We start from the raw sequence: 12,868 nt of genomic DNA, 5'->3' as shown, positions 1-12,868 counted from the left end.
ACAAAGGGGAGGAGACCTGACATGGCCGATCATATCACCGTACGGAAATCTGCGGGCACGTGGTCTGTCAGGGCCGGTGGCGCCGTTCTGGGAGAGAGCAGCGATGCCCTCGAACTGGTAGAGGGCGACTACCCGCCGGTGATCTATTTTCCGCGCGGCGACATCGCTATGGCATTTCTTGACCAGACTGACAAATCCACCAACTGCCCGCACAAAGGCGACGCCACATATTTCTCGGTTGTAACCAAAAGCACCACGCTGAAAGATGTCGCCTGGTCTTATGAAGCACCCAAAGAGGGCGTTGCGCGCATCAAAGACCACCTGGCCTTTTATACTACCGGCGATGTGACAGTCGAAGAGATCTGATCACGAGTGTTCTTCAGCCGCCGTCGCCGCAAGAGCCCGGTTGTAAGCCTTGAGCGCATCCACATGGAAGAGCGCGCCAAGTAACTCAGGCGGTGCCGCGTTTTTATTCAGGGACACCACCGGAATAAACTGCACACCGGCTTCAAAAAGCGGCATTGCAGCTTCGAGCGTGGCCGTCGCGTCGACATAAACCCCGTCGCCGATCATGTCCCAGCAGACTTCTTCACTGGCGGCACGCGGATGGTCGGGCGGGCGCATCACTCCGTTCACCCGGAACATGGCCAGCAGATAGGCCTGCGGCCCTGCGGCAAGGTGGATATTCCGCCGTTCAAGCTGGCTGAGAAAGAAACTGCGGTCCACAATTTTTGAGGCCAGAGCGGTCGACATCGACACCGCCACCATGACCGCCAGCCCGGTCTGCCAGTCGCCCGTCAGTTCAAATACAATCAGCGTTGTTGAGATCGGCGCGCCCAGCACGGCAGCCGCCACAGCCCCCGTCCCGGCGAGCGCATAGAGCGAAATAGATCCGGAAACTTCGGGGAAAACGCTGGTGGCAATCAGCCCGAAGCTCAGGCCCGTCAGCGCGCCGATCATCAGCGATGGCGAGAATACCCCGCCGCCCATGCGCCCCGCCATGGTCACCGCCACAGCAATGGTTTTGATCACCGCAAAGACAATCGCATCCCGCAGGAAAAGCTGGCCGTCCATAGCGAGGAACGTCGTTTCATACCCGACGCCGATGATATGCGGATACCAGATGGCGATGCCGCCGAGCAGTGCACCGGCAACCGCCGGGCGCAGCCAGCGCGGCAGACCGGTGCGTTCCTGAATGTGATTACCGAAATCATCCGCCCAGAAAATTGCTTTCATCAGAGCCACAGCCACCAGTCCGCAAACCAGTCCGAGCAGGAGATAGGCCGGCATCTCCTGGTAAAACTGCACTTCGTTCACGGTGGTCAGCGTGAACTCGGTCACGCCGCCGAACTCAAGGCGGTTGATGACCGTGCCGGCTGCACTCGCAATGACAATCGGGGCAAAGGCATGTACGGCAAAGTGGCGCAGTACCACCTCAAGCGCAAAAAGCGCACCGGCAATCGGCGCGTTGAAACTCGCAGAAACCGCCGCCGCCACGGCACAGCCCAGCAGATCGCGCCCGGTGATCCCGTCTGCATGCATGCGGCGGTTGACCCAAGTGGAGATCACGGCCGCAAGGTGCACTACCGGCCCTTCCCTGCCACTCGACCCGCCGGTGCCCAGCGTGATCATCGAGGCCAGGGCAGATGCCAGACCGGCCCGCGTCTCGACCCGCCCGTCGTGCATCGCGGCGCCATGAATAACATCCGCCACTGAGCGTGCGCGTGCATCACGGGTAAAATTGTGCAGTATCAGACCGACCACCAGCCCGCCGCAGATCGGGATGATCAGGATCATATACCACGGCAAAGACTGCGCAAAACTGTGCAGCAGGCGCACGTCCTCGGTTCCGTAAAGAAAGGTTTGTAAGCTGTTGACACCCTTTCGGAAAAAGATCGCAGCGAACCCGGCCACGATACCGACCGCCAGTGCGATAAACCAGAACTGAACCTGACCCGGCCCGTGCTTGCGGATGTGAACGAGACCGTCGCGACAGGAGCTGACCGCCATGTCCAGTTGTCGTGAAATGTAGGATCGGTCGTTGTCAGGCATCCGTTGCCCGCCCGGGGGATTGCGGATTTTCAACGAGAGGCGCACACCGGTGCCTGATCATCCGCTGCACCCCTGAACAGCGAGCAATGACCTCGCGGCCGCACGGGCTTCATCGGTAATGGTGTCACCCGACAGCATCCGGGCAATCTCGTCTATGCGGTCGTCGCCGGGCAGCGGGACAACTGTCGAGGTGGTCATGCCGCGCGAGACCTGCTTTTCCACGCGCCAGTGATGCGTGCCAAGGGCTGCCACCTGAGGGGAGTGGGTCACGACCAGCACCTGGCCGTCCGCTGCCAGCGCTGACAGGCGACGCCCCACCGCATCCGCAGTTGCGCCGCCGACACCGCGATCGATCTCGTCAAAAATCATGGTCAGGCCGGTCTGTCCACGCGTCAGGCACACTTTGAGGGCCAGCAAAAACCGGCTGAGTTCACCGCCCGAGGCGATCCGGTTGAGCGGCCCTGAGGGCGCGCCGGGGTTGGTGGCGACGCTGAACGCCACCGCATCATGGCCCTCGGGACCGGGCGCATCAGGCGTGATCTGTGTCGTGAAAACCGCGCGCTCCATCTTCAGCGGTGCGAGCTCTGCACTGACGGCCTTATCAAGTGACGTTGCCGCTGACTTGCGGGCCTCGCTCAGATGCGCCGCTGTGTCCCTGTATTCCGCCTCGGCCTTGTCGAGCGCCTGCCGGAGCTTTGAGAGATCAGCATCCCCGGCATCAAGGGCATTCAGCTTTTCACGCAGGGTATCGCCGAATACAGCAAGATCATCCGCCAGTATATCGTGCTTCCGGGCGAGGCCGCGAATGGCAAAAAGGCGCTCTTCTGTGTTCTCCAGATCATTGGGGTCAAAGGATAAGTCCTGAACGGCGTCACCGATGCCGTCGAGCGCCTCACCCAGTTCGGACATCGCGCGGGACAGTGCCGCCATCGGCGCCTCCAGCCGCCCTTCAGCATGCGTTGCCGCACCATCAAGCCAGCGCATCGCCTCACCAAGCGCTGCTTCAGCCCCCTGCGCCCCCAAAAGCTCATGCGCGCGCACAACATCGTTGCGGATCTTTTCCGCGCCCTGCATCAGACGCCGCTTTACATCGAGGCTGGCCTCTTCACCGGGCTCCGGTGCCAGTGCATCCAGCTCCGCCACCGCGTGCCGGAGATAATCCTCTTCTTCGCGAATGACGGCCATCGCGGCCTCAGCCGACTTCAGCGCTTTGGTGGCCTGTCCGCGCGTGTTCCATGCCGCCCGGACCGCTGCGCGCTGCGCCTCCAGCCCGCCAAATTCGTCCAGGATGACCCGGTGACCACGCGGGTTCAGAAGCCCCCGGTCATCATGCTGGCCATGCAGTTCCACGAGTGTGTCCGAGAGTTGCCTTAGCACTTCACCGGAACAACGGCGGTCATTGACCCATGCGGTTTTACGCCCGTCGCGGCTGTTTATGCGCCGCAGGATCAGCTCATCCCCGTCCGGCAGGCCCGCGTCACGGAGCACCGTACGGGCCGGATGACCGGGCGTGAGATCGAACCAGGCCGTTACCTCGCCCTGCTCCGCCCCCTGCCGCACCAGATCCGCCCGGCCGCGCCAGCCCAGCACAAAACCCAGCGAATCCAGAAGGATGGATTTGCCTGCTCCGGTCTCCCCGGTGAGCACATTCAGACCGGGCTGAAACGCCAGTTCCAGCCGGTCGATGATGAGCATGTCGGCGATGTCCAGTCCGCGCAGCATCGGCGTTATCGGTCCTCTGGCGGTGGCCGGGTCAGAGCCAGTTCCCTTTGATGGTCTGGCGATAGACCTGCCGCAGCCATCCGTCACCGGCCGCTTCCAGGGTAAGCCCCTGCCCGGTGAGCAGCGCATAGCTGTCCTCGTACCACGAGGTCGAGCGATAGTTGTACCCCAGAATGGCGCCTGCTGTCCGTGCCTGATCTGTAAGGCCAAGCGAGAGATAGGCCTCGACAAGGCGGTGCAGGGCTTCAGGTGTCTGTGTGGTGGTCTGAAAATCCTCAACCACGACGCGGAACCGGTTGATCGCAGCAGAGTAATGCTCACGACGCAGGTAATAGCGCCCGATCTCCATTTCCTTGGCCGCAAGATGGTCAAAGGCGAGATCAAATTTGAGGATGGCCGAGCGTGAGTAGTCACTCTCGGGATAGCGCTCGATCACCTCGCGCAGGGACTGCAGCGCCTGAAAGGTCAGCCCCTGATCCCGACCGACTTCGTCGATCTGATCGTAATAGCTCAGCGCGAGGAGGTACTGCGCATAGGCCGCATCATCGTCGTCAGGGTAAAAATCAATGAAACGCTGCGCGGCGGACCGGCTGTTGGGATAGTCTTCGCCAGAGTGATAGGCAAAGGCCTGCATAATCAGCGCACGTCGGGCCCAGTCCGAATACGGGTAAAGGCGCTCGATTTCGGAAAAGTAAAACGCGGCCTCATCCGGCTGCGACCGGCTCAGCTCAAACTCCCCGCGTTCAAAAATCTGCTCAGCAGAATAGGTTTCCAGTGGAATTTCCTGCGGGTTGAAGAAGCTGCCGGTGGTCCGGCCACTGTCTTCGGCACAGCCGCCAAGTGCCACACCAACGAGCAGCGCGCCGATCACTCCGTGACGCGATCTGATCATTCCCATGCCGGCTTTCCTCATCCGTTTCCCCCGGGGCGCCGTATCCATGCGCATTCAGGTGTGTCGTAGCACAGAAAAAAGGCGCGCAAAACGCCCTTTGCACCTAATACATTGTTTGTGATGTTAAAAGCAGCCTGCCCTTCAGGCAACTGCGGGAATTTCATCCCAGACCAGTCCGTAACCCGGAAGACGCGCTGCGGTATCTTCATCACAGACGATCATGCGTACAGCACCCGGTGTCGCAAAAACCTTGCGCAACAACGTGTTGGTCAGCGAATGGCCTGCACGCACACCGGTATAGTGACCGATCAGCGGCGCACCCGCCATCGCCAGATCGCCCAGAGCGTCCAGCATTTTGTGGCGTACAGGTTCGTCACTGTGACGCAGACCGCCCGGGCTCAGCACCTGGTCGCCGTCGAAGACGACCGCGTTCTCGCCTGGGTTGCCGCCAAGCGCCAGACCACTGGAGAGCATCGCATCCACATCCGCCTGACGGCAGAAGGTGCGGCTGTCGCAAAGCTCGCGGGCAAAGCTGCCGTTGTTCATCACGAGCGATTTGCGCTGATGACCGATGGCGCGGTCTTCGAAGTCGATCTCAAAATCGATAATCAACGTCTCCGCCGGGGCCAGCGTTGCGGAGGCCTCGCCGTCGGTCACGGTAATTTCTTTCATGATTTCAAAAGCGCGTACCGGCGCATGCAGGTCACGCAGACCGCGCTGCATGATGCCGCGTACGAAGGGAGCGGCAGAGCCATCAAGGATCGGCACTTCGGGACCGTCGATCTCGACAAGCGCGTTGTGCACGCCACAGCCGGCAAGCGCCGCCATCACATGCTCGACAGTAGAGACCTGAAGACCGGAACTGTTTTCGATGCGCGTGCAAAGCGGTGATCGCAGAACAGCGTCCCAGCGCGCGGGCACCATACGGTCACCCACGGCCACGTCGGTCCGTGCAAACCAGATGCCGTGCTCGGCAGTTGCCGGCCGGATGGTCAGCGTGGCTTTTTGACCGGAATGCAATCCGCGGCCCGTAAAACTGACCGGCGATTTAATGGTAGTCTGCACAGTAACCTCTCAATCCCACAGGTTTTTCACCCGCTTGACAGCTAGTTAGGTGCTGACGCCCCTGGAGCCAACTCAATCTTTGCAACCGACTGAAACACTCCTGTTACATTTCGGCGCAAAGACGCCTGCACGATGCCAAATCCTTGATAACAATAAAAAAAGGGCTGCGTTTCCGCAGCCCCCTTCTCGTTATTCGTGATGGTTTCAGTTCGCTTGGCGACGCAGAAATGCCGGAATTTCGATGCGTTCCTGATCGGGGTCCACCTGATCCTGAGGCATCGGAGCGGGTGCGGCACTGCGATGCTGAACCTTTGGTTGCTGGCGCGGCGCTGGCTGCGGGGCACCTTCGCCGTGACCTGTCATCCGGTTGATCAGCGAGTTTATCCCAAAGCGCGGGCGTTCGCCCTGTTGGGCAGCTTCGCGGGCAACGCGTGCCTGGTGATCGGAAACGGTCTGCGGTGCGGCCTTCTCGGCAGCCGCGCGCAGGCGGGCAAGAGCTTCCGGTGAGGGCGTGCCGGGGGCAGGAGCGCGCGGTGCGACAAATGCTTCGGCCTGTGCTTCGGGCGCATCGCGGCGCGGCTCGAACGCCGCGACTTGGGGCTGATACGCAGGCGGCGGCAGATCGTCAGCGGCCTGCTGCGTGTCCTCGGCAAAGATATCCTCGGCCATATCGGAGGCCGCGGCCTGTTCAACGTCCAGGGTTTCAAAGAGACCCGGCTCGTCAGTGTCGCGCAGAGCGACTTCCTGCTGCGGTTCGGGTTCGACGGCCACGGCGGCGGGCGCCACTTCTTCTTCGACCGCGGCAGGCTGGCGCAACGGTTCGGAAAGCGACCGGCGCGGAACCGGCATATCGGCATTCACATCGGCGGCGTCGATGCCGGTGGCAACAACGCTGACCCGCATCAGGCCGCCCATATCGGTGTCGAGTGTGGAACCGACGATGATGTTTGCTTCCGGGTCCACCTCTTCGCGGATCCGGTTGGCCGCCTCATCGAGCTCGAAGAGTGTCAGGTCATGCCCGCCCGTGATATTGATAAGCACGCCCTTGGCGCCGCGCAGGCTGATTTCATCCAGCAGCGGATTGGCGATGGCTTTTTCTGCCGCCTGAACTGCACGATCTTCGCCGTCAGCTTCGCCGGTGCCCATCATCGCCTTACCCATTTCGTCCATTACGGCGCGTACATCGGCAAAATCGAGATTTATAAGGCCCGGCCGGACCATCAGATCGGTGACACCTTTGACGCCCTGATAGAGCACATCGTCCGCCATCGAGAATGCTTCGGTGAAGGTGGTTTTTTCATTGGCCAGACGGAACAGGTTCTGGTTGGGAATGATGATCAGCGTATCGACGACCTTCTGCAGGGCCTCGACACCGTCTTCGGCCTGGCGCATCCGCTTGGCGCCCTCAAACTGGAAGGGCTTGGTGACGACGCCGACAGTCAGAACACCCAGCTCACGCGCGGCCTGAGCGATGATCGGCGCCGCGCCGGTTCCGGTGCCACCCCCCATACCGGCGGTGATAAAGCACATATGCGCGCCGGCCAGATGATCCACGATCTCTTCGATGCTTTCCTCTGCGGCTGCGGCGCCGACGGATGCGCGCGCCCCCGCGCCAAGTCCTTCGGTCACTTTCACGCCGAGTTGCACGCGGTTTTCCGCGCGTGCTTGCTGCAGCGCCTGGGCATCGGTGTTGGCGACAACGAATTCAACACCATCCAGCTCTTTCTCGATCATATTGTTGACGGCATTCCCGCCGGCACCGCCCACACCAAACACGGTGATACGGGGTTTAAGATCTGCCTGTCCGGGCATCGAAAGAGTAAGTGTCATGGTTAAATCCGCCTGTGATGAAAACCCGCATTCGCGGGTATTTTTTCCGGTCCTGTTCCTTGACGACTTTATCCGTTGCCGGCCCCAGGGTCACGCAAAAAACGCAAATTTGCCACAAAATGTAGGGTGCAATCAGGCGTTGAGAGCCTGGTAGCGGGGCTATCGGCAAGATGTTGCGCAAAATCAAAGCGCAACACCTGGAACATGATGCAACCCTAACGAGAACGGCGCAGAAGCTGTGCCGGACGGTGGGGTGATTCACTACTTAGGGGCGCCTGCTCGATCGCCTTCAGACCTCTGTCGGGCCTTGTGGATAACTTATCATGCGAGTCATTGAGCGTCACCCGATTCTTTCAGCGGAACAGACGCAACCGGACACGTATCGGAAACAACTGTTGCCGGCGTGGAAACAACCCTCCCTCACCAGTTGTCCCGGAACCACCGCACCGCACGCTTCAGCGACCTGTTCGGATAGCCCTCGGCAGGAATATCAAAATCCCACCATTCATCCTGCGGATGCGCCGCAAAAAGGGACAGCCCGACAACCGAGGCAAATCCCGGACCGGTAGCAGCTTGCGGCAGCCCGTGCACACGCAGCGGCCGGCCCAGTCGCACCTGCTGTCCGAGAATCCGGCTCGCCAGACCATCGAGCCCGGGGATCTGGCTGCCGCCGCCCGTCAGTACAATTTGCTGGCTCGGAAGGTGGTCAAAGCCCGCTGCATCAAGCCGTGCGCGCACCTCTTCGAGTATTTCCTCGACCCGCGGACGCATGATCCCGATCACCTCAGCGCGGCTTACGGTCCTGCGATCGTGTTCAAAATCACCCGTGTCACCGCCGATTTCAATCATTTCGCGGTCATCCACACCCGTGGCATGTACGCCGCCGTAAAATGTCTTGATCCTTTCGGCATTGGCCATCGGGATCTGCAGACCCATTGAGATATCAGAGGTCACGTGATCGCCGCCCATCCGCACGGTGTCGGCGTAAATCATGTGTTTCTTTATGAAAATCGACACACCGGTTGTGCCGCCCCCCAGATCGATACAGGCCGCGCCAAGTTCCTGCTCATCCTCCACCAGCGAGGAATACCCGCTGACATAGGCCGACGAGGCGATCCCTGCGAGTTCCAGATCACACCGCTTGATGCAATGTGCCAGATGCTGCACGGCCTGTCCGTCTACGGTGAGCATATGCATATCCACCGACAGCATGGTGCCAAGCTGTCCGCGCGGGTCGACGAGACCCGAGCGGTGATCAATTGCAAAATTGACCGGCTGTGCATGCAGCACCTCGCGGCCCGGTCCGTAATCCGGTACATCACAGGCGGCCAGAACGCGTGCCACGTCCTGCTCTCCTACGGCTTCGCCCTCGAGCGGCAGAGCGGCATCAAGCCCGTAAGAGCGCGGCTCGGCACCAGCGAAACAGGCGATCACATGATCGACACGGATCCCGGCCATCTTCTGGGCACCCTGCAACGCCGTGCGGATCGCGCGTTCGGTCTCCTGCATTGCGCAGACCTCACCGAATTTCACACCGCGTGACCGGGTTGTGGCCGCACCGATCACCCGGAACCCCGATTGTCCGGCAAGCGAGCCGATCTCACCCTCATCGCCCAGCGGGCCGGTGCCGTCAAAGCGCAGCACCAGACAGGAGATCTTTGAACTGCCCACATCCAGGATCGCCACCACACCGCGCTGCATCGCGGCCTTGCGCATCTGTCTCATCTGCCGCTGATTGTCGTATAAGTCGCTCATTCTACTGCCCTGACACTTCCCGCATCTCCCACCAGGTCCCGGTGGCTGCCTTGCTCATCTGTACTGTCGGCCGCTGTCCCAGCCGCAGATCGATCCGCCGGATATCGCGGGCCAGCACGTCCTGCACGCCGTCCATCGCAATCACCCGGTCAAGCGCACCAACGGCGTCGGTTTCGGGCAGCAGAATACGCTGCCCCCGGTCGAGCACGACGTCCCACCGCCGCTCGCCCATCCGCACGATCCCGCGCAAACGCCCTCCGAGGGGAGCCGCGGCCCGGTAAATCTCCAGCGCTTCTTTGACATGCTCCTGCGCCCCGGCTCCCGCAATCAGGGGCAGATCCGGCCGGTCCATGCGGGCGGCCAGCGTATCAACCAGAACCCCGTCCACATCGACCATGTTCAGGCCCCCGGGACGGCGCCAGACCACCACAGGCCTGCGCGGCACAACGTCCACCTGCAGGATACCGCCCGGCCGGATACGCACGGTCGCGCTCTTTACCGGGGGCAGATCAGAGATCGTCGCGCGGATAGAGCTGAGGTCGAGGTCAAATGAGCTGAGCGGAAAGCCAAGCGGCACCACCTCGCGGATATCCGCCGCAAGCGCGTCGCCGGCCCCGTCAATCGCCATCAGGCGCACCATGAACTCCGGGCGGGTCTCAAAGGCGGCTTTTGCCTCGGAAACCGTTTCGCGGATCGCCTCGCGGCGCGTTTCATCCGAAAGCCAGACAGTGCCTGCCGTAAATGTCAGCGCCATCGGCAGGCCCGCGCGCAGCATCAGCCGGAAGGCCGGCGTCAGCATCAGACGCTGCATCCGCCAGGACCAGCGTGAGGGCGCAGGGTCACAGGCCGTGTTGTTTTTGCCCCGGAACCTCAGCGCGCGCATGAAGCGTCCTCCACCATCCAGGCACAGAGCGCACCGAAACTCATCCCGCAGGCCTGCGCCTGTTCGGGCGAGAGCGAGGTCGCGGTCATGCCGGGTTGCGTATTGGTCTCAAGTAGGATCAGCCCGTCCGCGCCACGGCTTTCGTCCCAGCGAAAATCCGTGCGACTGACACCGCGGCAGCCCAGCACTTTGTGAGCACGCAGCGCATAGTCGAGACAGAGGGCGGTGATCTCATCGGGGATCTCTGCCGGCACGATATGCCGCGAGCCGCCGGGTTTATACTTTGCATCGTAATCATACCAGCCGTCGGTCAGAATATCCGTGACCACCAGCGCCCGGTCACCAATTACTGTGGTGGTCAGCTCGCGTCCCGGTGCGAAGGCTTCCACCATGACTTCATCAGGCATATCAGCGGCCAGAGCCGGCGGCCCGTTGCTCGCCTCATGCACCAGATAGATGCCGACGGATGAGCCTTCGTTATTGGGTTTGACCACATAGGGCGGGTCCATCACGTGGCCTGCGCACACTGCGTCGCGGGATGTGATGAAGCTCTTTACCACTGGCAGTCCGGCAGCGACAAAAGCATCTTTGCTGCGCTGCTTATCCATAGCGAGGGCGGAGGCCAGCACGCCGGAATGCGAATAGGGAATGCCCAACCATTCCAGCAGGCCCTGAACGCAGCCGTCCTCGCCCCAGCGACCATGCAGGCAGTTCAGCACCGCATCAGGAGAGATGTCCTGCAGAACGGAGCACAGGTCGCGGCCCGCATCGACTGCGACCACTTCGTATCCTTCTTCCCGCAAAGCGTCAGCGCAGGCCTGCCCGCTGGACAAAGACACTTCGCGCTCAGCCGAAGGTCCGCCCATCAATACTGCCACTTTCGGGGGTGTCCTGCTCGACTTACCCACCTTGGTGCCTCTGGTGGACCGTTTCGGTCCGTTTTATTTTATAAGCTCCGGCTTTGCGCCGGTTCACCGTCTTTATCTGTGCATCCGAGCGTGGCGGTTTATGGTTAAATTGCCGTTAATTCTCGCCGACCCGCATGATTTCCCATTCTAGCGTGATACCGCTTTGGGCGTAAACCTTTTTTCGCACGTCCTCGCCCAATCCCTCAAGATCCGCCGCAGTGGCATCCCCGGTATTGATCAGGAAATTAGAATGCTTTTCGCTCATCTGCGCACCGCCACGCCGTGCGCCGCGCATACCGGCGTCGTCAATCACCTTCCAGGCCTTGAGATCATGCACGTCATCCGACTGCCCGGTCGATGAAAACCCTGCCGGATTGCGAAATGTCGATCCTGCACTGCGGTCTTTCACCGGCTGGGACGCGTTGCGCTTTGCCAGCTGATCTTCCATGCGTGCATGCAGCCTGGCGGGATCCTCCCGGGGTGCGTTAAAGACCGCAGCCGTGAGCACAGCCCCGTCCGGCAGCACGCTCTGGCGGTAGGCAAGCTGCAGATCTGATGCGGGTATGGTGATCACTTCGCCGGAACGCGTGACTGCCCGTACCTCCGAAAGGACATCCGCCGTATAGCTTCCGTAACAGCCGGCATTCATGCGCACGGCCCCGCCGATACTGCCGGGAATGGTACGCAGAAATGTCAGATCGAGCCCGGCATCCGCCGCACGGCGCGCGACATGCGCATCAAGGGCTGCCGCCCCCGCCGTCACCTGCGTTCCCGTGCAGTCAATTGCGTTAAACCCGCGGCCAAGGCGGATCACCACGGCACGCAGACCGCCATCGCGCACGATCAGGTTGGAGCCGACACCCATCGGGAAAACCGGAACCTCCGGCGGCAGGGCTGCGAGAAATGCACAGAGATCTTCTTCGTCCGCCGGTTGGAAGAGCCAGTCGGCAGGACCGCCCACACGCAGCCATGTCAGATCATTCAGCGTCCGGTCCGGCGTCAGCCGCCCGCGCACCTGTGGCATGTCCGTCATCAGGGCCCTCTCAGCGCAGCGTGATGCGTCTGATCCAGCGGCCAAGATAAATCACCGGCCAGCGCAGCACCGACATGCCGGCGACCATTACCAGCATTCCGATCCAGGGACCATGCGCCCAGGTCACCAGACCGACAATAGGGATGCCCACGGCGATCAGAATATAAGCATTGCGCCAGTGGTGGTCCCTGCTCGGCGTCATAGCGAGGATATTGGCAATAAGCGCCCAGACGGCGGCGAGGATCAGGGGCGTGCTCATCGGGGTATCTCCGGTCGTTCGCCCCGTGCCCGGGCAAGAAAATAACGCAGCGGATTGCGGAACATCGACACGAAGGCAAAGAGCGCAAAGCCCGCCACCCACCAGTTCCAGGCAAGCCCGGCCAGCACGATCAGCACCGGCGCCATCAGGAGCAGGGCGATGCCAGGCACATATTGCAGCCGCATCGGCAGCATCGCGACCGCCGCCGAGGCGAGAACCCATGCAATACAGATCCAGAGCAACATAGCCTTCCCCCTAGTAATATCTGATTTTTGACACGCCGCCACCGATTGCAAACCCCGCGACTGCGGGCACAAGGTATCCGCAGAGGACGAAGGCGCCGACAATGTTGTCATTCCCACCCGCGCGCGCGAAAAACATCGCGGCACCGATGCTCGCCGCGGCCACTGCGAACGCCGTTCCGGCCAGGGCGTATCCACGCATTCGCTTTTCCGTCAACAGACCCCTC

At 61.5% G+C, this 12,868-nt stretch carries 13 protein-coding genes; 1 reads left to right on the top strand and 12 read right to left on the bottom strand.

Annotation, left to right across the window (positions count from 1 at the left end; translation table 11 throughout):
• The first annotated feature begins 21 nt into the window (after window positions 1–21).
• The gene (locus tag Q0M35_RS02610; RefSeq protein ID WP_295311895.1) at window positions 22–366 is read left to right on the top strand and encodes a DUF427 domain-containing protein; all 345 of its coding nucleotides are present in this window, start codon (window positions 22–24) and stop codon (window positions 364–366) included.
• On the opposite strand, the gene Q0M35_RS02605 is transcribed toward Q0M35_RS02610, so the two are convergent.
• The 12 genes from Q0M35_RS02605 to Q0M35_RS02550 form a co-directional block, all read right to left on the bottom strand.
• Window positions 367–2,052 (bottom strand): chloride channel protein, encoded by a 1,686-nt coding sequence (locus Q0M35_RS02605; protein WP_295311893.1) that lies wholly within the window; start codon window positions 2,050–2,052, stop codon window positions 367–369.
• 57 nt (window positions 2,053–2,109) lie between these two features.
• Entirely contained in the window at window positions 2,110–3,774 is a 1,665-nt protein-coding gene (gene recN, locus Q0M35_RS02600; protein WP_295311891.1) for a DNA repair protein RecN, read from the bottom strand.
• Window positions 3,775–3,805: 31 nt separating this feature from the next.
• Window positions 3,806–4,672, bottom strand: a complete 867-nt coding sequence (locus Q0M35_RS02595; protein ID WP_295311889.1) for an outer membrane protein assembly factor BamD — start codon at window positions 4,670–4,672, stop codon at window positions 3,806–3,808.
• A gap of 135 nt (window positions 4,673–4,807) precedes the next feature.
• Window positions 4,808–5,731, bottom strand: a complete 924-nt coding sequence (gene lpxC / locus Q0M35_RS02590; RefSeq protein WP_295311887.1) for a UDP-3-O-acyl-N-acetylglucosamine deacetylase — start codon at window positions 5,729–5,731, stop codon at window positions 4,808–4,810.
• A 204-nt stretch (window positions 5,732–5,935) separates the two neighbouring features.
• Window positions 5,936–7,561, bottom strand: a complete 1,626-nt coding sequence (gene ftsZ / locus Q0M35_RS02585) for a cell division protein FtsZ (RefSeq protein WP_295311885.1) — start codon at window positions 7,559–7,561, stop codon at window positions 5,936–5,938.
• 420 nt (window positions 7,562–7,981) lie between these two features.
• Window positions 7,982–9,316, bottom strand: a complete 1,335-nt coding sequence (ftsA, locus tag Q0M35_RS02580; RefSeq protein WP_169640005.1) for a cell division protein FtsA — start codon at window positions 9,314–9,316, stop codon at window positions 7,982–7,984.
• A 1-nt stretch (window position 9,317) separates the two neighbouring features.
• Window positions 9,318–10,199: a cell division protein FtsQ/DivIB gene (locus Q0M35_RS02575; protein WP_295311881.1), complete on the bottom strand. Its 882-nt coding sequence runs from the start codon at window positions 10,197–10,199 to the stop codon at window positions 9,318–9,320.
• Entirely contained in the window at window positions 10,187–11,065 is an 879-nt protein-coding gene (locus Q0M35_RS02570; RefSeq protein ID WP_295311879.1) for a D-alanine--D-alanine ligase, read from the bottom strand. The genes Q0M35_RS02575 and Q0M35_RS02570 overlap by 13 nt, the downstream gene beginning before the upstream one ends.
• A 157-nt stretch (window positions 11,066–11,222) precedes the next feature.
• Complete coding sequence (gene murB, locus Q0M35_RS02565) at window positions 11,223–12,140, bottom strand: UDP-N-acetylmuramate dehydrogenase (protein ID WP_295311877.1); 918 nt, start codon at window positions 12,138–12,140, stop codon at window positions 11,223–11,225.
• Between the two features lie 10 nt (window positions 12,141–12,150).
• On the bottom strand, window positions 12,151–12,399 hold the full coding sequence (locus Q0M35_RS02560; protein ID WP_295311875.1) for a DUF2484 family protein: 249 nt from the start codon (window positions 12,397–12,399) through the stop codon (window positions 12,151–12,153).
• On the bottom strand, window positions 12,396–12,644 hold the full coding sequence (locus tag Q0M35_RS02555; RefSeq protein ID WP_295311873.1) for a DUF2484 family protein: 249 nt from the start codon (window positions 12,642–12,644) through the stop codon (window positions 12,396–12,398). Before Q0M35_RS02555 ends, Q0M35_RS02560 begins: the two co-directional genes overlap by 4 nt.
• A 10-nt stretch (window positions 12,645–12,654) precedes the next feature.
• Complete coding sequence (locus Q0M35_RS02550) at window positions 12,655–12,843, bottom strand: hypothetical protein (RefSeq protein ID WP_295311871.1); 189 nt, start codon at window positions 12,841–12,843, stop codon at window positions 12,655–12,657.
• Between the last annotated feature and the right edge of the window lie 25 nt (window positions 12,844–12,868).

The sequence above is a fragment of the Roseobacter sp. genome (assembly GCF_024639605.1).
Lineage (GTDB): Bacteria > Pseudomonadota > Alphaproteobacteria > Rhodobacterales > Rhodobacteraceae > Roseobacter.
This window is presented reverse-complemented; position numbering and strand designations above follow the sequence as displayed.